The sequence below is a fragment of the Streptomyces sp. NPDC050418 genome (assembly GCF_044458745.1).
Classification (GTDB): domain Bacteria; phylum Actinomycetota; class Actinomycetes; order Streptomycetales; family Streptomycetaceae; genus Streptomyces.
Window position 1 is genome coordinate 29,643 of sequence record NZ_JBITIG010000012.1, and the last position, 20,062, is coordinate 49,704.

Annotated in this window: 18 protein-coding genes; 13 read left to right on the plus strand and 5 right to left on the minus strand. The window is 68.9% G+C overall.

Features of this window, described 5'->3' with window-relative positions; all coding sequences use genetic code 11:
* Window positions 1–3 precede the first annotated feature (3 nt).
* On the minus strand, window positions 4–633 hold the full coding sequence (locus ACIBI4_RS27150; RefSeq protein WP_399206921.1) for a TetR family transcriptional regulator: 630 nt from the start codon (window positions 631–633) through the stop codon (window positions 4–6).
* A 142-nt stretch (window positions 634–775) separates the two neighbouring features.
* Here ACIBI4_RS27150 and ACIBI4_RS27155 point away from each other — a divergent pair, with 142 nt between their 5' ends.
* Window positions 776–2,395, plus strand: coding sequence for an MFS transporter (locus ACIBI4_RS27155; RefSeq protein WP_399206685.1), 1,620 nt, complete (start codon window positions 776–778; stop codon window positions 2,393–2,395).
* A 222-nt stretch (window positions 2,396–2,617) separates the two neighbouring features.
* Window positions 2,618–3,016 (plus strand): peptidase inhibitor family I36 protein, encoded by a 399-nt coding sequence (locus ACIBI4_RS27160; protein WP_399206686.1) that lies wholly within the window; start codon window positions 2,618–2,620, stop codon window positions 3,014–3,016.
* Here ACIBI4_RS27160 and ACIBI4_RS27165 read toward each other — a convergent pair.
* Both ACIBI4_RS27165 and aceE read right to left on the minus strand, forming a co-directional pair.
* The gene (locus tag ACIBI4_RS27165; protein ID WP_399206687.1) at window positions 2,997–3,812 is read right to left on the minus strand and encodes a potassium channel family protein; all 816 of its coding nucleotides are present in this window, start codon (window positions 3,810–3,812) and stop codon (window positions 2,997–2,999) included. The two genes, ACIBI4_RS27160 and ACIBI4_RS27165, sit on opposite strands and share 20 nt — an antisense overlap.
* A 104-nt stretch (window positions 3,813–3,916) precedes the next feature.
* Complete coding sequence (gene aceE / locus ACIBI4_RS27170) at window positions 3,917–6,649, minus strand: pyruvate dehydrogenase (acetyl-transferring), homodimeric type (protein WP_399206688.1); 2,733 nt, start codon at window positions 6,647–6,649, stop codon at window positions 3,917–3,919.
* 445 nt (window positions 6,650–7,094) lie between these two features.
* On the opposite strand from aceE, the gene ACIBI4_RS27175 reads away from it, so the two are divergent.
* The 6 genes from ACIBI4_RS27175 to ACIBI4_RS27200 all read left to right on the plus strand — a co-directional run bounded on the left by ACIBI4_RS27175 (window position 7,095) and on the right by ACIBI4_RS27200 (window position 11,763).
* The gene (locus ACIBI4_RS27175; RefSeq protein ID WP_399206689.1) at window positions 7,095–7,523 is read left to right on the plus strand and encodes a DUF3052 domain-containing protein; all 429 of its coding nucleotides are present in this window, start codon (window positions 7,095–7,097) and stop codon (window positions 7,521–7,523) included.
* 185 nt (window positions 7,524–7,708) lie between these two features.
* Window positions 7,709–8,176 (plus strand): peroxiredoxin, encoded by a 468-nt coding sequence (locus ACIBI4_RS27180; protein ID WP_399206690.1) that lies wholly within the window; start codon window positions 7,709–7,711, stop codon window positions 8,174–8,176.
* Window positions 8,177–8,338: 162 nt separating this feature from the next.
* Window positions 8,339–8,914 carry a TerD family protein gene (locus ACIBI4_RS27185; RefSeq protein WP_399206691.1) on the plus strand — a complete coding sequence of 192 codons (576 nt, stop codon included), beginning with the start codon at window positions 8,339–8,341 and terminating at the stop codon, window positions 8,912–8,914.
* A gap of 206 nt (window positions 8,915–9,120) precedes the next feature.
* Window positions 9,121–9,696 (plus strand): TerD family protein, encoded by a 576-nt coding sequence (locus tag ACIBI4_RS27190; protein ID WP_399206692.1) that lies wholly within the window; start codon window positions 9,121–9,123, stop codon window positions 9,694–9,696.
* Between the two features lie 48 nt (window positions 9,697–9,744).
* Complete coding sequence (locus tag ACIBI4_RS27195) at window positions 9,745–10,893, plus strand: DUF475 domain-containing protein (protein ID WP_399206693.1); 1,149 nt, start codon at window positions 9,745–9,747, stop codon at window positions 10,891–10,893.
* A gap of 123 nt (window positions 10,894–11,016) precedes the next feature.
* Window positions 11,017–11,763, plus strand: a complete 747-nt coding sequence (locus tag ACIBI4_RS27200) for a Tellurium resistance (protein ID WP_399206694.1) — start codon at window positions 11,017–11,019, stop codon at window positions 11,761–11,763.
* A 7-nt stretch (window positions 11,764–11,770) separates the two neighbouring features.
* Here the strand turns inward: ACIBI4_RS27200 and ACIBI4_RS27205 are convergent, their stop codons facing one another.
* Window positions 11,771–12,652 carry a TerD family protein gene (locus ACIBI4_RS27205; protein ID WP_399206696.1) on the minus strand — a complete coding sequence of 294 codons (882 nt, stop codon included), beginning with the start codon at window positions 12,650–12,652 and terminating at the stop codon, window positions 11,771–11,773.
* A gap of 208 nt (window positions 12,653–12,860) precedes the next feature.
* On the opposite strand from ACIBI4_RS27205, the gene ACIBI4_RS27210 reads away from it, so the two are divergent.
* Genes ACIBI4_RS27210 through ACIBI4_RS27220 form a run of 3 tightly spaced genes read left to right on the plus strand, consistent with a single transcriptional unit; the run spans window position 12,861 to window position 17,502 of the window.
* Window positions 12,861–14,045 (plus strand): HpcH/HpaI aldolase/citrate lyase family protein, encoded by a 1,185-nt coding sequence (locus ACIBI4_RS27210; RefSeq protein WP_399206697.1) that lies wholly within the window; start codon window positions 12,861–12,863, stop codon window positions 14,043–14,045.
* A gap of 11 nt (window positions 14,046–14,056) precedes the next feature.
* Window positions 14,057–16,660 (plus strand): phosphoribosyltransferase, encoded by a 2,604-nt coding sequence (locus tag ACIBI4_RS27215; protein ID WP_399206698.1) that lies wholly within the window; start codon window positions 14,057–14,059, stop codon window positions 16,658–16,660.
* Entirely contained in the window at window positions 16,657–17,502 is an 846-nt protein-coding gene (locus ACIBI4_RS27220) for an HAD family hydrolase (protein ID WP_399206699.1), read from the plus strand. Before ACIBI4_RS27215 ends, ACIBI4_RS27220 begins: the two co-directional genes overlap by 4 nt.
* Here ACIBI4_RS27220 and ACIBI4_RS27225 read toward each other — a convergent pair.
* A complete protein-coding gene (locus tag ACIBI4_RS27225; RefSeq protein WP_399206700.1) occupies window positions 17,420–18,097 on the minus strand; it encodes a DedA family protein in 678 nt (225 codons plus the stop codon). The two genes, ACIBI4_RS27220 and ACIBI4_RS27225, sit on opposite strands and share 83 nt — an antisense overlap.
* A gap of 133 nt (window positions 18,098–18,230) precedes the next feature.
* Between ACIBI4_RS27225 and ACIBI4_RS27230 the strand changes: the two genes are divergently transcribed.
* Window positions 18,231–19,370 carry a sensor histidine kinase gene (locus ACIBI4_RS27230; RefSeq protein ID WP_399206701.1) on the plus strand — a complete coding sequence of 380 codons (1,140 nt, stop codon included), beginning with the start codon at window positions 18,231–18,233 and terminating at the stop codon, window positions 19,368–19,370.
* On the plus strand, window positions 19,361–20,005 hold the full coding sequence (locus ACIBI4_RS27235; protein WP_399206702.1) for a response regulator: 645 nt from the start codon (window positions 19,361–19,363) through the stop codon (window positions 20,003–20,005). The genes ACIBI4_RS27230 and ACIBI4_RS27235 overlap by 10 nt, the downstream gene beginning before the upstream one ends.
* Window positions 20,006–20,062: the final 57 nt, after the last annotated feature.

Here is a 20,062-nt window from a genome sequence, read left to right on the forward strand (position 1 = left end):
CGCTCAGTCCCGGGCGGTACGCCAGTCCTTCGCCAGGGCCGGCTCCAGCTGTTCGAGCAGGGACGCCGTCATGCGCCGCATCGACTCCACGCTGATCTCCTCGCCGGCGCCCCAGCGGCGGCCCGCCAGCTGCATCACCCCGCCGAACGCGGCGACCGCGACACGCGGCCGCGGGTCCACGTCGGGGTCGAGGCCCTCGCGCGCGGCGAGGATCCGCACCGTCTCCTCCTCGGTCTCGACGGTGCGCCGCATCTGCACGGCGAGCAGCGCGGGCGTCGACTCGATCATCCGGAAGACCCGCATGTACATCTCGACCGGCACGAGCGCCTCGATCGACTCGCCGATCGACTCCCAGGCGTCGAGAACGGCCCGGCGCAGCGCCTCGAACGGCGGCTCGTCGGCGGGGCGTCCGCGCAGCGACTCCACGAAGCGGGCCTCGACCATCTCCTGGACGGCGAAGACCACCTGCTCCTTGCCCGCGAAGTAGCGGAAGAAGGTGCGCTGCGACACGTCGACCGCGGCGACGATCTCGTCGACGGTCGTCCGCTCGTACCCCTGGGACGTGAAGAGTTCGAGCGCGGCGCGCACCAGGGCGTCGCGGGTGCGCTGCTTCTTGCGCTCCCGCAGCCCCATGGCCTCGGTCGTCACCCCATGGCCCTCTTTCTGCCGTCCTTGTGCCGTAAATGTCGGGCTCACCATACCTGTGAGCAACGTGACAGTTACCGACTACTGGCTGACGTTGTCAACTGTCAGTGGCTGTCATTAGCCTTTTCCCATGACTAGTCAGACCACCGTCGAAAAGGCGGGCAACGCCCCGGAACCGCCGGTCGCGGTCACCGATCCGACTCCGGCCAAGGGGCTGCGCGGCCACCCCTGGCTGACCCTGTTCGCCGTGGCCATCGGCGTCATGATGGTCGCCCTGGACGGCACCATCGTCGCGATCGCCAACCCCGTCATCGCCGACAAGCTGAACGCGAGCTTCGCCGACGTCCAGTGGATCACCAACGCGTACTTCCTGGCCCTCGCGGTCACCCTGATCACCGCGGGCAAGCTCGGTGACCGCTTCGGCCACCGCCAGACGTTCCTGATCGGCGTCGTCGGCTTCGCCGCCGCGTCCGGCGCGATCGGTCTGTCCAACAGCGTCGAACTCGTCATCATCTTCCGGGTGTTCCAGGGCCTCTTCGGTGCGCTGCTGATGCCGGCCGCGCTCGGTCTGCTCCGCGCCACGTTCCCGGCCGAGAAGCTCAACATGGCGATCGGCATCTGGGGCATGGTCATCGGCGCCTCGACGGCCGGCGGCCCGATCCTCGGCGGCGTGCTCGTCGAGCACGTCAGCTGGCAGTCGGTCTTCTTCATCAACGTGCCGGTCGGTCTGATCGCCCTCGTCCTCGGCCTCGTGATCCTGCGCGACCACCGCGCCGAGAACGCCCCGCGCTCCTTCGACGTCCCCGGCATCGTCCTGCTCTCGGGCGCCATGTTCTGCCTGGTCTGGGCGCTCATCAAGGCCCCCGAGTGGGGCTGGGGCGACAGCAAGGTCTGGCTGTTCCTCGGCGGCTCGCTCGTCGCGTTCCTCGTCTTCGCGCTCTGGGAGAACAAGGTCAAGGAGCCGCTCATCCCGATGGGCCTGTTCCGCTCCGTGCCGCTGTCGGCCGGTGTGGTCCTGATGGTCCTCATGGCCATCGCCTTCATGGGCGGCCTGTTCTTCGTCACCTTCTACCTGCAGAACGTGCACGGCATGAGCCCGGTCGACAGCGGTCTGCACCTGCTGCCGCTCACCGGCATGATGATCGTCGGCTCGCCGCTCGCGGGCGCCATGATCACCAAGATGGGCCCGCGGATCCCGCTGGCCGGCGGCATGATCCTCACCGCCCTCGCGATGTACGGCATGTCCACCCTGGAGACCGGTACCTCCAGCCTCACCATGTCGATCTGGTTCGCCTGCCTCGGCCTGGGCCTCGCCCCGGTCATGGTCGGCGCGACCGAGGTCATCGTCGGCAACGCCCCGCTGGAGCTGTCCGGCGTGGCCGGCGGACTGCAGCAGGCCGCCATGCAGATCGGCGGCTCGCTGGGCACCGCGGTGCTCGGCGCGGTCATGGCCTCGAAGGTCGACAGCGACCTGGCGGGCAACTGGACCGGCGCCGGCCTGCCGCCGCTGACCGACGCCCAGCTGGCGCAGGCCTCCGAGGCCGTCCAGGTCGGTGTCCCGCCGCTCACGAAGCAGACCCCGCCGGAGATGATCGAGCCGATCACGAAGGTCGCGCACGACACCTTCATGTCGGGCATGCAGCTGGCCTCGCTGGTCGCGGCGGGCGTCGCCGCGGTCGCCGTCCTCGTCGCGCTCCTCACGAAGCGCGGTGCGAACGCGGAAGCCGGTGCGGGCGTCGGCCACATCTGAGGTCGCGCGCTTTGCGCAGTAGCCCGTGAAATCCCCGTCGGGTCGCCCGGCGGGGATTTCCCTTGCCCGGGATCTCGTCCGTCCGGAACTCGCGGCCCGGGATTTCCCCTATCAGGGTGACGGCCGCCGAACCCCCTTCCGGGCCTTGGACACCGCAGGTCACAGTGGCGCAGACGGACCGGCCGAGAGCGGCGGGCCGACACGACACGGGGGTTCAGGACCATGCGTACGACGACGACTCAACTCCGTACGACCATCACCGCGGCCGTCCTGGGAGTGGCCGCACTCGCCACCGCGGCCGCGCCGGCGGGCGCCGCACCACCGGGCCAGGACCGGGCGGGCTGCGGCCCCGGGGAGCTCTGCCTGTGGACGGCGCCGGACTACGGCGGCGCCCGCACCACGTACGAACTGACCGAGCTCACGACGGAGGCCTGCACCGCGCTGCCGGAGGGGGGCAGCGCGGCGGCCCTCGTCAACCGGACGGCCCGCCCGGTCACCACATACCAGTCGGCCGAGTGCGAGGAGACGGGCGACTTCGAGACGTATCCGGGGCGCGGGGGAGGCACCTGGGCGCCCGAGTCCCCTTACAAGGTGAGGGCGTTCAAGATCTGGGAGAGCTGACCGGTTCCTCCGCCGCGGGCGGCGCCGAAGGCCCTGGCACCGGGGCCGCCCCGCGGCCGTCGGACGCGTCCGACAAGGACGCCACCTGTGCCCGCAGCGCCTTGACCTCGTCGGTCAGCGCGAGGATCGCCTCGGTCTGGCGGCGCTCCTCGGCGTCGTCCTGTTCGAAGCGGGAGATGAACCAGGCGGCGATGTTGGCCGTGACGACACCGAGTACGGCGATACCCGAGATCATCAGGCCCACGGCGAGGAGGCGGCCGAGCCCGGTCGTGGGCGAATGATCCCCGTACCCGACGGTGGTCATCGTCGTGAACGACCACCACAGCGCGTCATCGAGCGTCTTGATGTTCCCGTCCGGCGCATTGCGCTCCACTTCGAGCACGGCGAGCGACCCGAAGACCAGCAGACCGACGACGGAACCGCCGACATAGGTGGTCAGCTTGATCTGCGTGGCCATCCGGGCCCGCCGCCCCACCAGCACCAGCGCGGAAACGAGCCGCAGCAGCTTCAAGGGCCTGAGCAACGGCAGCAGCACCGCCAGCAGATCCAGCCAGTGGTGCCGTACGAAGTGAAGACGCTGTCGGCTGAGCACCAGCCGGACGAGATAGTCGGCGGCGAACGTGGCCCAGACCGCCTGCTCCACCGCGGAACACGCACTCTTCACCCCGCCAGGCACCCCCGGTGCCGCGATCGGCACCGCGTACGCCACGGCGAACGCGACCGCGAGCGCGAGGAGCGGGCGCTGGGTCCGGTTCTCCCAGCGGATCTGCAGCGGTTGTTCCTTCAGGCCTGCCATAGCGCGCATCGTAAACAACGCATAAGGGCGGCGGGACCACCAGGTCCCACCGCCCTCACCAGGCGATCTTCACGCGCGGAGGGCGCGGAGGGCGCGTACGGCGCTTACGCGTCGCCGCCCGCCGCCCCCGGATCGGCCGCCGCCACATCGAGCAGCTGGTAGCGGTCGATGGCCTGCTTGAGGACCGAGCGGTCGATCTTCCCGTCCTTGGCGAGCTCGGTGAGCACACCGAGGACGGTCGACTGCGCGTCGATGTGGAAGAAGCGACGGGCCGCACCACGGGTGTCCGCGAAGCCGAAGCCGTCCGCACCGAGCGAGTTGTACCGCCCAGGCACCCAGCGCGCGATCTGGTCGGGAACGGACCGCATCCAGTCGGAGACGGCCACGAACGGACCCTCGGCGCCGGAGAGCTTCCGCGTCACGTACGGGACGCGCTGCTCCTCCTCCGGGTTCAGGAGGTTGTGCTCCTCCGCGTCCACGGCGTCGCGCCGCAGCTCGTTCCAGGAGGTCGCGGACCAGACGTCCGCCTTGACGTTCCACTCCTGGGCGAGGATCTGCTGCGCCTCGATCGCCCACGGCACCGCGACACCGGACGCGAGGATCTGCGCCGGGATCGTGCCCGCCTCGCCCTTCTTGTAGAGGTGGAGGCCCTTGAGGATGCCCTCGACGTCCACGTTCTCGGGCTCGGCGGGGTGCTGGATCGGCTCGTTGTAGACGGTGAGGTAGTAGAAGACGTCCTCACTGTTCTCGCCGTACATCCGCCGCAGACCGTCCTTGACGATGTGCGCGATCTCGAAGCCGAACGCCGGGTCGTACGCGACACAGGCCGGGTTCGTCGACGCGAGGAGATGCGAGTGGCCGTCCGCGTGCTGCAGACCCTCACCGGTCAGCGTCGTCCGTCCGGCGGTCGCACCCAGGACGAATCCGCGCGCCAACTGGTCGGCCATCTGCCAGAACTGGTCGCCGGTGCGCTGGAAACCGAACATCGAGTAGAAGACGTACACGGGGATCAGCGGCTCGCCATGCGTGGCGTACGCCGAACCCGCGGCGATCAGCGACGCGGTGCAGCCGGCCTCCGTGATGCCGTCGTGCAGCATCTGCCCGGTCGGCGACTCCTTGTAGGCGAGCAGGAGTTGACGGTCCACGGACTCGTACTGCTGCCCCAGCGGGTTGTAGATCTTGGCGCTCGGGAAGAACGCGTCCATGCCGAACGTGCGGTACTCGTCCGGCGCGATCGGCACGAAGCGCTTGCCGATCTCCTTGTCCCGCATCAGGTCCTTGAGGATGCGCACGAACGCCATCGTCGTGGCGATCGACTGCTGCCCCGAGCCCTTCTTGGCCGTCGCGTAGACCTTGTCGTCCGGCAGCTGCAGCGGCTTCGCCCGCACGATCCGGCTCGGCACGAAACCACCGTGGCTCTTGCGGCGGTCGTGCATGTACTGGATCTCCTCGGAGTCACGCCCCGGGTGGTAGTACGGCGGGGCGCCGCCCTCGAGATCCTTGTCCGCGATCGGGATGTGCAGCCGGTCGCGGAAGTGCTTCAGATCGTCGACCGTCAGCTTCTTCATCTGGTGCGTGGCGTTGCGGCCCTCGAAGTTGGGACCGAGCGTCCAGCCCTTGACGGTCTGCGCCAGGATCACCGTCGGCTGGCCCTTGTGCTCCAGGGCCGCCTTGTACGCCGCGTACACCTTCTTGTGGTCGTGACCACCGCGGCCCAGGTGAAGCAGCTGGTCGTCGGTCATGCCCTCGACCATCGCGCGCAGCCGGTGGTCGTCACCGAAGAAGTGCTCACGGATGTACGAGCCCGACTCGGTCGCGTACGTCTGGAACTGGCCGTCGGGCGTGGTGTTCATCTTGTTGACGAGCACACCGTCGCGGTCCTGGGCGAGCAGCGGGTCCCAACTGCGGTCCCAGATCAGCTTGATGACGTTCCATCCGGCGCCGCGGAACTGCGACTCCAGCTCCTGGATGATCTTCCCGTTGCCGCGCACCGGACCGTCGAGCCGCTGCAGGTTGCAGTTCACGACGAACGTCAGGTTGTCGAGGCCCTCGCGCGCCGCGAGCGAGAGCTGGCCGAGCGACTCGGGCTCGTCCATCTCGCCGTCGCCGAGGTAGGCCCACACATGCGACTTGGAGGTGTCCGCGATCCCGCGATGCTCCATGTAGCGGTTCATCCGCGCCTGATAGATCGCACCGAGGGGGCCGAGGCCCATCGACACGGTCGGGAACTCCCAGAAGTCCGGCATCAGACGCGGGTGCGGGTACGAGGAAAGCCCGTACGGGGCCTTCGACTTCTCCTGCCGGAACGCGTCGAGCTGCTGCTCGGAGAGCCGGTCGAGGAGGTACGCGCGGGCGTAGACACCGGGCGAGGCGTGGCCCTGGAAGAAGATCTGGTCGCCGCCGTCGCCCTCGTCCTTGCCGCGGAAGAAGTGGTTGAAGCCCACGTCGTACAGCGACGCCGAGGAGGCGAAGGTCGCGATGTGACCGCCGACGCCGATGCCGGGGCGCTGGGCGCGGGAGACCATGACCGCCGCGTTCCACCGCGTGGCGTTGAGGATCTTGCGCTCGATCTCCTCGTTGCCGGGGAAGAACGGCTCGTCCTTGGTCGCGATGGTGTTCACGTAGTCCGTGCTGCGCATCTCGGGCACGGCCACACGCTTCTCGCGGGCGCGCTCGATCAGCCGGAGCATCAGGTAGCGGGCCCGCTCACGGCCGCGCTCGTCGACCGCCGCGTCCAGCGAGTCGAGCCACTCCTGAGTCTCTTCGGGATCGAAGTCCGGGACCTGGCTGGGCAGGCCGCCAATGATGATCGGGTTGCGATCGGATCCGGAAGCCACGCTGTTCCTTCGCTGTCGGTGGGCTGTCGGTGGACCAACTGGCACGTTGTCCATCGTGTACCCAGGTGCTGTGTACGTCATCTGTACCGAGCGGTAACGAGGGCAGGAAGGCGCCCGCGGCGCGGGGTCGCCCGAATCGCAACGATACGCCCACGTAAAAGGCCTGGTCCCCCGGGACGTTCGGCCCGTGACGGCGGCCGAAGGTCCCGATCAGGTCTCGATCCGGGCCCGTGACCCGGATGGGCCGTACCGCTGTGGGACGAATCACCAATCGTGGAGAATTCGGGCATTGAGTTGCGGTGACACGGTCGGGATCGTCACCGTTTCGGCGGTCTCGGCGGCCGGGTACTTGCGCGATCCGCCCCGCCCGTGTGGACTACGGCCAACGCTTCGCGCCCGCGCGAAGCGACAACGACATCCGAAAAACATGATCAGGAGGCAATCCGTGAGCGCGACCGCGGACCACGCGGAGACGAACCTGGCCGCCAGGCTGGGTTTCCAGCCCGAGCAGGTGGTCCAGGAGATCGGCTACGACGACGACGTCGACCAGGAGCTCCGCGAGGACATCGAGAAGGTCATCGGCACCGAGCTCGTCGACGAGGACTACGACGATGTGGCCGATGGCGTGGTGCTCTGGTTCCGTGAGGACGACGGGGACCTGACCGATGCGCTGGTGGATGCCATCGCGTACATGGAGGAAGGCGGGTCCATCCTCCTTCTGACGCCGAAGACCGGCCGCGACGGCTACGTCGAGCCCAGCGAGATCGGCGAGGCCTCGACCACCGCCGGACTCTCCGCCGCGAAGAGCATCAGCGCCGGCAAGGACTGGACGGCCAGCCGTCTGAGCACCCCGAAGGCCGCCAAGAAGCGCTGACCACGGGCACTGCCGAGCACCACCCCCGCCGACCTCGGTCGGCGGGGGTTTTCGCGTGCCGCGAACGGGGCGTGCGGGTGAGTTCGCGCGGGCAGCACGGGTGGATGTCGGCGGCGGCGCATAGGGTGGGATTCACCCGATCAGGCCCACGCGGCGTCACGATGCTCACGAAGGGACGGCCAGGCATGGCTTCCTCCTCCATCGCAGTCGGCGAGAAGGCTCCCGACCTGGCTCTCAGGAGCCAGCACGGGGAGCCGGTCCGCCTCGCGGACCTGCGCGGCGAGAAGAACGTCGTGCTGGTCTTCTACCCGTACGCCTTCACCGGGGTCTGCACGGGCGAGCTCACCGCGCTGCGCGACGAGCTGCCGCAGTTCGTCAACGACGACGTGCAGCTGCTCGCCGTCTCCTGCGACGCCCCGTTCAGCCAGCGGGTCTTCGCCGAGCAGGAGGGCTTCACGTTCCCGCTCCTGTCCGACTTCTGGCCGCATGGCGAGGCGTCCCGGGCGTACGGGGTCTTCGACGAGGAGAAGGGCTGCGCGGTGCGCGGCACCTTCATCATCGACAAGGAAGGCGTCGTGCGCTGGAGCGTCGTCAACGAGCTGCCGGACGCGCGCGACCTGAACGCGTACGTCGCCGAGCTCGGCAAGCTCTGATATCCCCTGATTTTCCCGGGACTTCCCGGTGAACGGCTGATCCGTGATGATCCTTGCGGCGAAGAGCCTGTTTGCCGCGGGAACCCGTCACTAGGATCCAGTCGTTGATCCGATGCCAACGCACCACGGGGGCGCTGCCCCTGGTAACTATTTGGAGGACTCGTGGGAGTCAGCCTCAGCAAGGGCGGCAACGTCTCGTTGTCCAAGGAGGCCCCCGGCCTGACCGCCATCACGGTGGGTCTGGGCTGGGACATCCGTACCACCACCGGCCAGGACTTCGACCTGGACGCAAGCGCCATCCTGACCCAGGAGGACGGGAAGGTCAGCAGCGATGCGAACTTCGTGTTCTTCAACAACCTGAAGAGCCCCGACGGTTCCGTCGAGCACACCGGTGACAACACCACCGGTGAGGGCGAGGGCGACGACGAGCAGATCAACGTGAACCTCGCGGGCGTGCCCGCCGAGATCACCAAGATCGTCTTCCCGGTGTCGATCTATGACGCCGAGAACCGCCAGCAGTCCTTCGGCCAGGTGCGCAACGCGTTCATCCGCGTCGTGAACCAGGCCGGCGGCGCCGAGATCGCCCGCTATGACCTCTCCGAGGACGCGTCCACCGAGACCGCCATGGTCTTCGGCGAGCTCTACCGGCACGGCGCCGAGTGGAAGTTCCGTGCCATCGGCCAGGGCTATGCGTCGGGTCTGCGCGGCATCGCGCAGGACTTCGGCGTGAACGTCTGACGTTCGACCCGGTTTCCCGTCGTACGCCGCGTTCCTTGCCGTCCGTCGCGTACGCACACCGGTGCGTGACAGCACGCACCACCGGCCTTGCCCCCGACCGGGGCGGCCCTCGTCCGGCGCCGCACTAGCAGTGCGGCGCCGGACGTCCTTGACCAGCACCACCGCGACCAGCAGCATCGCGTCACGCAATCCGGGGAGGACACGAAATGGGCGTCACGCTCGCCAAGGGAGGCAATGTCTCCCTCTCCAAGGCCGCACCCAACCTCACGCAGGTGATGATCGGGCTCGGCTGGGACGCACGCTCCACCACGGGAGCCGACTTCGACCTCGACGCCAGCGCCCTGATGTGCGCGGGCGGCCGGGTGCTCGGCGACGAGTGGTTCATCTTCTACAACCAGCTCAAGAGCCCCGACGGCTCGGTGGAGCACACCGGTGACAACCTCACGGGTGAGGGCGACGGCGACGACGAGTCGCTGCTCATCGATCTCTCCAAGGTGCCGGCCAACGTCGAGAAGATCGTCTTCCCGGTCTCGATCCATGACGCGGACAACCGCGGCCAGACCTTCGGCCAGGTGAGCAACGCGTTCATCCGCGTCGTGAACCAGGCCGACGGACAGGAGCTGGCACGCTACGACCTGTCCGAGGACGCGTCGACCGAGACCGCGATGATCTTCGGCGAGGTCTACCGCTATGGCGGAGAGTGGAAGTTCCGGGCCGTAGGCCAGGGGTACGCGTCGGGTCTGCGCGGTATCGCTCTAGACTTCGGGGTCAACGTTTCGTAAAGCCGTGCGCGGCGCGGGGGAGACCCGTACACAACGATTGGGTAGCCAGTGGTCCTGAAAACCTTCGGGTGGTCCTTCGCCGTCACGGCGGTAGGCCTCGCTTTTGCAGCGTGGCAGTGGGGGTGGGAGGCGTTCGGCCTCGTCCTGATCCTGTCGATCATGGAGATCTCGCTCTCCTTCGACAACGCGGTGGTCAACGCCGGAATCCTGAAGAAGATGAATGCCTTCTGGCAGAAGATCTTCCTCACCATCGGCATCCTGATCGCCGTCTTCGGTATGCGGCTCGTCTTCCCGGTCGTCATCGTGGCGATCAGTGCGAAGGTCGGGCCCATCGAGGCCGTCCAGCTCGCCATGGACAACCCCGAGCAGTACGAGTCCCTGGTCACGGACGCCCACCCGGCCATCGCGGCCTTCGGTGGCATGTTCCTGCTGATGATCTTCCTCGACTTCATCTTCGAGGAGCGGGACATCAAGTGGCTCGCCTGGCTCGAGCGCCCGCTGGCCAAGCTCGGCAAGGTCGACATGCTGTCGGTCTGCATCGCGCTGATCGCCCTGCTCGGCACCACGATGGCCTTCGCGACCCACGCCCACACCAGCACCGGCTACGCGGACAAGTCCGCCACCGTGCTCCTGTCCGGTGTCGCCGGTCTGATCACGTACCTCGTCGTCGGCGGTCTCTCGGGCTACTTCGAGGACAAGCTCGAGGAAGAAGAGGAGCGCGAGCACGAGGAGGAGGAGAAGGCCAAGGCCGAGGGCAAGGAGATCTCCGCGGTCGGCCTCGCCGGCAAGGCGGCGTTCTTCCTCTTCCTGTACCTGGAAGTCCTCGACGCCTCGTTCTCCTTCGACGGTGTCATCGGCGCCTTCGCCATCACGAACCACATCTTCTGGATGGCGCTCGGCCTCGGTATCGGTGCGATGTACGTCCGTTCGCTCACGGTCTACCTGGTCCGCCAGGGCACCCTGGACGACTACGTGTACCTGGAGCACGGAGCGCACTACGCGATCGGTGCGCTCGCGGTCATCCTGCTCATCACGATCGAGCACGAGATCAGCGAGATCATCACCGGTCTGATCGGTGTGTTCCTGATCGCGGCCTCGTTCTGGTCGTCGGTGATGCGCAACCGCCGGGAGCTCGCGGCCGGTGGGGGAGAGGGCTCGGCCTCGGACGAGAAGTCGGAAGTCTCCTCCGGGGTGTGACCCCCGGGTGAATCAGGGAACGCTCTGAAGCGGGGCGGCCACGAGGTGCGAACCTCGGGCCGCCCCGCCGCCGTTCACGGCGGCATGGAGCGGGGTGGTTCTCGTAGGGAAGTAGGGGGCGGAATGTCCTTCTGGGACGGTCTGCGGCGTGGGCGCGGAGGTCAGTTCGAGTCGGGGAGCGCCGCGACCAACGCGATCGAGCTCACCAAACGGCACCCCATGGTCTCCCTCAGCAAGCAGGGGGCGGCCACCGGCAATCTGCGGGTCAACCTGTCATGGCGGATGCGTACGTCCGACATCGAGGGGCGCTCGCGGCAGAGCGGACTGCTGCGGCATCCGTTCAAGATGTTCAAGCCCGACGTGGTGCAGGCGCACACCCAGGGCGTCGTCAATGTCGACCTCGACATCGGGTGCCTCTACGAGCTGACGGACGGCTCCAAGGGCGTGGTCCAGCCGCTCGGCAGCTTCTTCGGGAACCTCAACGCGCCGCCGTATGTGAAACTCAGCGGCGACGACCGGTTCGGGGCGCCCTCCGGCGAGACGATCTACATCAATCTCGACCATCGCGAGGACATCAAGCGTCTGCTCGTCTTCGTCTACATCTACGACCAGACGCCGGCCTTCGACCGGACGCACGCCAAGGTCACGATGTACCCCAGCAACGGACCGCGGATCGAGATCGAACTCGACGACGAGCGCGCCCCGCAGGCACGCTCCTGCGCCGTGGTCTCTCTGGAGAACGTCAAGGGGGAGCTGGTCGTCCGCCGCGAGGTCAAGTTCGTCTACGGCTTCCAGGCCGAGCTCGACCGGCTCTACGGCTGGGGCCTGCAGTGGGGCCGCGGATTCAAGTCGAAGGTGGGGGAGCGGTAGGCGGTGTTCAGCGAGGGATGAACTGCGGGCCCTGCGGCGGCAGCTTGAAGTTCGGGTCGGGCGCGGGCTGAGGGACCGCGGGCGCGACGGGTGCCGGCTGCGGATAGCCGTACGCCGGCTCCGGCGACGACGCGGGCTGCGGGTACCCGTACGCGGGCTGCGGCGCGGGTGCCGTCGGCTGCTGCGGGTATCCGTACGCGGGCTGAGGCTGCGGCTGGGGCTGCTGTGCGGCGGGCTGCGGGTCGGGCGCCGGGGCGGCGGGCTGGGACGGGACCGGGGCGGGCTGTGCGGGAGCGGGCTGCGTCGGGGCGGGTTGCGCGGGCGCGGGTGCCTCCGCCTTGTGGTCGGACTCGTCGACCGAGATGCCGAAGTCGGTGGCGAGCCCCACCAGACCGTTCAGATAGCCCTCGCCGACCGCGCGGAACTTCCAGCCCTCCTTGCGGCGGTACAGCTCACCGCAGATCAGTGCCGTCTCATTGCCGGTCTCCGGCTTCACATCGAAGACGGCGTACGGCTTGTCGCCGCTGTGCGCGACGTCGTACAGCGAAATGCGCAGCGACCGTACGTGCCCGAACGGCACGTCCTCGGCCGACGCGACGATGAGGATCTTGGACACGGCCGGGTCGACCCCCGCCAGATCCGCCTGGATCGTGTCCGTGAGACCCTCGGCGAGACGCTTCTTGCCGAGCCGCCAGACCTTGCCCGAGGGGTGGCGCGGCTGGTTGAAGAAGACGAAGTCCTCGTCGGAGCGGACCCGGCCGTCCGCGCCGAGCAGCAGCGCGGAGGCGTCGACGTCCGGCACATCGGAGCTCGGGGCCCAGCGCAGCACCGCACGGACCGCCGCCGCTTCGAGCGGAACGTTCGACCCCTTCAGCATCGTGTGCGTCATGACGGTCATCCTGCCTGCTGCGTCCATGCCGGGACAACGCGGGGGCCCGCGCGAACCCCGGGACCTTGACCGGAATCCGACTCGTGCAAGAGTGTCGGTCATGGCCGGGTTACCTGAATTTCATGCGTGAAGGGAACTGTGGACACACGCTCCTACGTACTATTACCGGCCACATCAGCGGTCGCCTTTGCCATTACGGGGGAGTCTCATGCGTCATTTCGGGCATATAGCGCCTGAGAACCGGAAGGTCCTGTTCCATCAGGAGCCCGGAGAGTTCACTGGCGACTCTCCCGCCCCCCTGCTCTCGGCGGCCCTCGGCGCGACCCTGTACAGCCCGGCCACCCGCCCGAAGCTCGCCCAGGACATCCTCAAGCAGGCACGCCGCGGCGTGGTCTCGATGGTGCTCTGCCTGGAGGACTCCATCGACGACGCGGAGGTCGAGGGAGCCGAGGAGAACCTCGTCACCCAGTTCGCCGCGCTAGCCGCGATGGCCGAGGCCCAGGAGCCGCCGGCCGCCGCCGATCTCCCCCTCCTGTTCATACGGGTGCGCAGGCCCGCACAGATCACCGACCTCGTCACCCGCCTCGGCGCCTCCGTGTCCCTGCTGTCCGGCTTCGTCCTGCCGAAGTTCACCGAGGAACGCGGAGTGCCCTTCATGGAGGCGCTGACCGCGGCCGAGGCCGCCTGCGGGCGGCGCCTCTTCGCGATGCCCGTCCTCGAGTCACCCGAGCTGCTGCACCTCGAAACCCGCGGCGACACCCTCGCCGGGATCTCCCGCACCGTCGACAAGTACCGCGAGCGGGTGCTCGCGCTGCGCCTCGGCGTCACCGACTTCTGTTCCGCGTACGGCCTGCGCAGGCCGCCGGACATGACGGCGTACGACGTCCACATCGTCGCCTCCGTCATCGCCGACGTGGTCAACGTCCTGGGCCGCGCCGACGGCACGGGCTTCACCGTGACCGGACCGGTGTGGGAGTACTTCCGCCACCAGGAGCGGATGTTCAAGCCGCAACTGCGCGCCAGCCCCTTCCTCGGCCGGGCCGAGGAACTGCGCACCGCGCTCATCGAGCACGACATGGACGGGCTGCTCCGCGAGATCGCGCTCGACCGCGCCAACGGACTGCTCGGCAAGACCTGTATCCACCCCTCGCACGTGCTGCCCGTGCACGCGATGTCGGTGGTCAGCCACGAGGAGTTCAGCGACGCCCAGGACATCCTGCGGCCCGAGCGGGACGGCGGAGGCGTGATGCGCTCCGCGTACACGAACAAGATGAACGAGGTGAAGCCGCACCGCGCCTGGGCCGAGCGGACCCTGCAGCGCGCACAGGTCTTCGGCGTCGCGCACGCGGACGTCGGCTTCGTGGAGCTGCTCACCGCCGGACTGCCCGGCTGACCTGGACGAACATGACGGACGTGAGGAAGACGAAGAACGTGGTGTGGTCGGGTACCTGGGTCGCCGAGCGACTTGGCGTGGAGCTGATCGGCGATGCGCGACTGAACGACATGCTGGGCCTCGCCCTGCGCCGCAACCCCAAGCGCGCCCACCTGCTGGTCTCGCAGGTGCTCGGCAAGCACGTGCCGCAGAGCCCGCGGGTGGTCTGGCGTGCGGGACATGAACTCGGACTGCGGGTACGGGAGTTGCTCGGCGACGCCGACGCCACGCGCTCCGTGGTGGTCGGCTACGCGGAGACCGCGACCGGCCTCGGCCACGCGGTGGCGGACGGCCTGGCGCTCGCCCCGTATCTGCACTCCACGCGCCGCCCCGTCGCGACGGTCGCCACGGCAGGCGGCTTCGAGGAGTCGCACTCCCACGCGACCTCCCACCTCCTGCTGCCCGAGGACCCGGCCCTGCTCGCCGGGGACGGACCGCTCGTGCTGGTCGACGACGAGTTCTCCACCGGCAACACGGTCCTCAACACCATCCGCGCCCTGCACGAGCGCTACCCCCGCGAGCGGTACGTGATCGTCGCCCTCGTCGACATGCGCTCCTCCGGGGACCGGGGCCGCCTCGCGGAGTTCGCCGAGGAGATCGGTGCCCGTGTGGACCTCATCGCCACGGCCTCGGGCACCGTACGGCTGCCGGAGGGCGTCCTGGCCAAGGGGCAGGCGCTCGTGCAAGAGCATGAGGAGGCGTCCGAGGCGGCGTCCGAGGCGGCGTCCGGGGAGGCATCCGAGGCGGCTCCCGGGGAGGCGTCCGAGGGGGCGTCCGAGGGGGCGCCCGAGCCTGCGGTTTCCGGGCGGGCCACACCGTCTCAGGCCGGTCGCGCGCCCGTGCGGCGGATCGAGCTGGGCTGGCCCGCTGGTGTCCCCGACGGCGGTCGGCACGGCTTCACGCCCGCGCACCGCAGCGCCCTCGACGCCGCGCTGCCCGCGATGGCCGGGCGGATCGCCGAGGAACTCGACGGCGCGCGGAACGTGCTCGTCCTCGGCTTCGAGGAGCTGATGTACGCACCGCTCGCGCTCGGTACCGCCCTGGAGGAGCTCACCGACGCCGAGGTCCGCTTCTCGACCACGACCCGCTCGCCCGTCCTGGCCGTGGACGACCCCGGCTACGCGATCCGCACCCGGCTCACCTTCCCCGCCCACGACACCCCGGCCGACGGGCCCGGCCCCCGCTTCGCGTACAACGTGGCCGGCGGCGGCTTCGACACCGTCGTCGCCGTCGTCGACTCCGTGGCCGACACCCCCGAACTGCACGCCCCCGACGGCCTGTTGGCCCAGCTCAGCCTGCACGCCGACCAGGTCCTGCTTGCCGTCGTCCCCTCGTACGTTCCCGCCGCGCCCCGCGCGCAGGCGCCCACCAGCACTGCCGAGGACCACGTGACCCTGCCCGAGCCCCTGCGCGGCCCCGCCTTCTCCTCCTACGCGCCGGACGAGGTGGGCTGGCTGCTCCAGGACCTCTCGGACGTAGAGCTGGAGGCACCGACGGAGGAGCGCGAGGAGGCGATCCAGAGCGGCGGCGCCCACTACGCGGAGTCGTTGCCCGTCGAGTACCAGCCGAGCGAGCAGTACCAGGACCTTTTCAAGGCGGCCCTCGGCACGTCGTCGGACCGGATCGCGCAGGCCGTCGGCGTGGTGACCGAGACGGTGCTCGCCGAGCACGCCGCACGGACCGCCGGCCGTGACGACGCCCGCCCCGTCCTCGTCTCCCTGGCCCGCGCCGGCACCCCCGTCGGCGTACTGATGCGCCGCTGGGCCCAGCGCCGCCACGGCCTCGACCTGCCGCACTACGCGGTCTCGATCGTGCGCGGCCGCGGTATCGACGCCAACGCGCTGCGCTGGCTCGCCGCCCACCACGACCCCGCCGACGTCGTGTTCGTCGACGGCTGGACCGGCAAGGGCGCGATCACCCGCGAACTCGCCCAGGCCATCGAGGAGTTCGAGGCGAAGGGCGGTGCCACAGGCTTCTCGCCGGAGATAGCCGTGCTGGCCGACCCGGGCTCCTGCGTCCGCACCTATGGCACCCGAGAGGACTTCCTCATCCCCTCCGCCTGCCTCAACTCCACGGTGTCCGGCCTGATATCCCGCACCGTGCTCCGCTCCGACCTGGTCGGCGCGAACGACTTCCACGGCGCGAAGTTCTACCGCGAACTGGCCGGTGCCGATGTGTCGGAGCACTTCCTCGACACGGTCGCCGCCCGCTTCGACGAGGTGGCCGACGCGGTGGACGTCCAGGTCAAGGAACTGCTCACCGCCGACCGCACCCCCACCTGGGAGGGCTGGGCCGCTGTCGAGCGGATCAGCGCGGAGTACGGCATCGACGACGTCAACCTCGTCAAGCCCGGCGTCGGCGAGACCACCCGCGTCCTGCTGCGCCGCGTCCCTTGGAAGGTGCTCGCCCAGCGCGGCGCCGGCGCGGACCTCGACCACGTCCGACTCCTCGCCGAACAACGCGGCGTCCCCGTCGAGGAAGTGGACGGCCTCCCGTACACCTGCGTCGGCCTGATCCACCCCCGCTTCACCCGCGGCGCGACCGGCGCGGACGGCAAGGCGGTGTCGACCAAGTGAGCAACTCCGTGAACCCGCAGGCAGCGGACGGCCCGACACTGGTCGCCAGCGATCTCGACCGTACGCTGATCTACTCCGCTCCAGCGCTGCAGCTCTCCATGTCCGATGCGGACGCACCACGCCTCCTTTGCGTCGAGGTATATGAGGGCAAGCCGCTCTCCTATGTCACGGAAACCGCCGCCGAACTCCTGGTCGAGCTGGGCCGCAGCACCGTCTTCGTGCCGACCACCACGCGCACCCGCGAGCAGTACGGCCGTATCCACCTCCCTGGTCCCGCGCCGAAGTTCGCCATCTGTGCCAACGGTGGTCACGTCCTGGTCGACGGTGTTTCCGACCCCGACTGGCAACGCCAGGTCGCCGCACGCCTGGCCGAGGAGTGCGCCTCCCTTGCCGAGGTACGCGACCACCTGCTGCGTACCGCCGACGAGTCGTGGCTCCTGAAGGAGCGTGTGGCCGAGGACCTGTTCGCGTATCTCGTGGTCGAGCGCGCGCTGCTGCCCGAGGGCTGGGTCAAGGAGCTCGGCGAGTGGGCCGAGGGCCGCGGCTGGACCGTCTCCCTGCAAGGCCGCAAGATCTACGCGGTGCCGAAGCCGCTGACCAAGAGCGCCGCCATGCGGGAAGTCGCCCGCCGTACGGGAGCCGGGCTCACGCTCGCCGCCGGAGACTCCCTTCTCGACGCCGACCTGCTTCTTGCAGCCGACCAATCCTGGCGTCCCGGGCATGGCGAGCTCGCCGATTCCGGCTGGCAGGCGCCGCAGCTCACCGTCCTTGACGAGCGGGGAGCCGCTGCGGGCGAGGAGATTCTGCGTCGTTTCCTCGCCGCCGGCCGCGACCGGGCCTGAAGATCCGCAGGGCCATGAAGAGCAGCACGGCGAGGACCGCGGCTATCAGCACGACCTTGGAGTACACGGACACATAGCCCGTGACCTCCTCCCAGTTCTCGCCCAGGAGATAGCCGGAGAGGACGAAGACCGTGTTCCAGATCGCGCTGCCCAGCGTGGTCAGGCCGAGGAACACGGGAAGGCGCATCCGCTCGATACCGGCCGGGACAGAGATCAGACTGCGGAAGATCGGCACCATGCGGCCGAAGAAGATCGCCTTGGTCCCGTGCCGCTGGAACCACGCCTCTGTCCTCTCTATATCCGACACTTTGACGAGCGGCACCTTCGCCGCGAGCGCCACCATGCGGTCGCGGCCGAGCACCGCCCCGACTCCGTAAAGAGCGAGCGCGCCGACGACGGAGCCGATCGTCGTCCACACCAGGGCGGCGACGAGACTCATCCCGCCTGTGCTCGCGGCGAAGCCCGCGAGCGGCAGGATCACCTCGCTGGGCAGCGGCGGAAACAGATTCTCGAGCGCGATGGCGAGCCCGGCGCCAGGCGCGCCGAGCGTGTCCATGAGCGAGTTGATCCATTGAGTTGCGCTGTCATCGATCATGAGTCCACGGTAGAAATCCGCGGCTGAAGGCACACTGAAGCCGGCCGCAGGGAATTCCTGCGGTGCACCGCAGGAAGGAATTGCGGTTTACCGCAGTGCGCTCGGCCGGCGGCCGGCTCTAGCCTGGCTGATCATGAAATCTGTGGCACGCCGCGGGCTCCGGCTCGCAACAGGACTCGCGCTCGGCGCCTGCTCGGCAGTCGCCGAGCTGCTCTTCGCGCTGCTCTCGGGTCTGTCCTTGCTTCTTGTGCAGGCGTGGCCGCGGGCGCGGAGCGCGGTGCTCCGGCCGGTGCACACGCTCGTGCGCACGCTGGTCGAGTGGGAGCGGCGGCGCCTCGCGTTCTATCTGCACGCCGAGTCCTCGTCCTCTTATACGTCCGAGCGAGCGCTGCGCTATCTCGCGGCCCGTTGGCCCCTGGGCCTGGTCGGCGCCGTCTGCTTCTTCTGCGCCCTCATCGGCGCGGCGTACGGCGTCTACCTGTTCATCGGCTGGTTCGTGGGGGAGGTGAACAGCCCGAGTGCCGTGCTGTTCAGCGGATTCGCGGGCCTGTTCCTGCTCTTCCTCTCGCTGCAGGGGATGCTGGCCGTCGTCCGCCTCGAACAGAAGCTGGCGCGCCACTTCCTCGGACCGAGCGAGCAGGAGGAGTTGCAGCGCCGGATCGAGGAGCTCGCGGTCAGCCGCGCCGGCGTCGTCGAAGCGGTCCATGACGAGCGGCGGCGCATCGAGCGCGATCTGCACGACGGTGTCCAGCAGCGACTGGTGGCACTCGGCATGCTGATCGGCCGGGCCCTGCGCGGCCAGGACCCCCAGCGCAGGGAGGAGTTGCTGCGCCAAGCACACGAGGCGAGCCGCCTGGCCCTCGAGGATCTGCGGGAAGTCGCCTGGCGTGTCTACCCGATAGCCCTCGACGAGGAAGGGCTGGCGGTCGCGCTCGAGACCGTGGTCGAGCGCACCTCGATCCCTGTGCGGCTCGAGTACGAGATATCGGCCGAGCCCAGCAGACCCGTTGCGACTGTCGCGTACTTCGTGGTGTCCGAGGCCGTCACCAATGCGGTCAAGCACTCGGAGGCGACAGGGATACGTGTGCGGCTCAGGGAGGAGTCCGGCGTGCTCGTGGTGAGCATCGAGGACAACGGGACCGGGGGAGCTGACCCCTCGGGCGGTGGCCTGGTGGGTCTGCAGCGTCGGGCCGCGGCGCTCGACGGCACACTTGTGGTCGACAGTCCGCCCGGCGGACCGACCCTGATCACCGTGGAGTTGCCGTGCGCGTAACGCTGGCCGAGGACTCGACCTTGCTGCGTGAAGGGTTGGTGCGCCTGCTCCTGGAGGAGGGGCACGAGGTGCTGGCCGCCGTCGGCGACGGCGAGCAACTCGTGGCCGCTGTCGAACAGCAGCAGCCCGATGTGGTGGTCGCGGACGTACGGATGCCTCCGACGCACAGTGACGAAGGGCTGCGCGCGGCCATGGAGATCCGCAGACGCTGGCCGGGCGTGGGGGTGCTGGTGCTCTCGCAGTACGTGGAGAAGCGCTATGCCACGGAGTTGCTGACCGGGGAGACCGAAGGGGTGGGATATCTGCTCAAGGACCGTGTGGTCCAAGTCGACGAATTTCTGGACGCGTTGGAGCGGGTCAACGAAGGGAGAGCCGCTTTCGATCCCGAGGTGGTGGCGCAGCTTCTCGGGCGCTCCACCCATGCGGACCTCCTGGAGCGCCTGACGGCACGCGAGCGCGGTGTGCTGGCGGAGATGGCCCAGGGGCACACCAACCCGGTGATCGCGACTCGGCTGCACATCTCCCAGAGCGCGGTGGAGAAACACATCAACGCGATCTTCGACAAACTGGAGCTCTCCGGGACGCCGGGGGTATCGCGCCGAGTGCTGGCTGTGCTGCGGTACTTGGGGGAGTAGGGCGGGTTCTCACGCGGACAGGCAGCGGTCCGGACCGACGGAACGGCACCGAACGGT

Excerpts from the sequence above, each read along its gene's own strand:
- ACIBI4_RS27150 (WP_399206921.1), bottom strand. The coding sequence starts at position 633 with ATGGGGCTGCGGGAGCGCAAGAAGCAGCGCACCCGCGACGCCCTGGTG.
- ACIBI4_RS27155 (WP_399206685.1), top strand. The coding sequence starts at position 776 with ATGACTAGTCAGACCACCGTCGAAAAGGCGGGCAACGCCCCGGAACCG.
- ACIBI4_RS27160 (WP_399206686.1), top strand. The coding sequence starts at position 2,618 with ATGCGTACGACGACGACTCAACTCCGTACGACCATCACCGCGGCCGTC.
- ACIBI4_RS27165 (WP_399206687.1), bottom strand. The coding sequence starts at position 3,812 with ATGGCAGGCCTGAAGGAACAACCGCTGCAGATCCGCTGGGAGAACCGG.
- ACIBI4_RS27180 (WP_399206690.1), top strand. The coding sequence starts at position 7,709 with ATGGCTTCCTCCTCCATCGCAGTCGGCGAGAAGGCTCCCGACCTGGCT.
- ACIBI4_RS27190 (WP_399206692.1), top strand. The coding sequence starts at position 9,121 with ATGGGCGTCACGCTCGCCAAGGGAGGCAATGTCTCCCTCTCCAAGGCC.
- ACIBI4_RS27200 (WP_399206694.1), top strand. The coding sequence starts at position 11,017 with ATGTCCTTCTGGGACGGTCTGCGGCGTGGGCGCGGAGGTCAGTTCGAG.
- ACIBI4_RS27205 (WP_399206696.1), bottom strand. The coding sequence starts at position 12,652 with ATGACGCACACGATGCTGAAGGGGTCGAACGTTCCGCTCGAAGCGGCG.
- ACIBI4_RS27210 (WP_399206697.1), top strand. The coding sequence starts at position 12,861 with ATGCGTCATTTCGGGCATATAGCGCCTGAGAACCGGAAGGTCCTGTTC.
- ACIBI4_RS27215 (WP_399206698.1), top strand. The coding sequence starts at position 14,057 with ATGACGGACGTGAGGAAGACGAAGAACGTGGTGTGGTCGGGTACCTGG.
- ACIBI4_RS27225 (WP_399206700.1), bottom strand. The coding sequence starts at position 18,097 with ATGATCGATGACAGCGCAACTCAATGGATCAACTCGCTCATGGACACG.
- ACIBI4_RS27230 (WP_399206701.1), top strand. The coding sequence starts at position 18,231 with ATGAAATCTGTGGCACGCCGCGGGCTCCGGCTCGCAACAGGACTCGCG.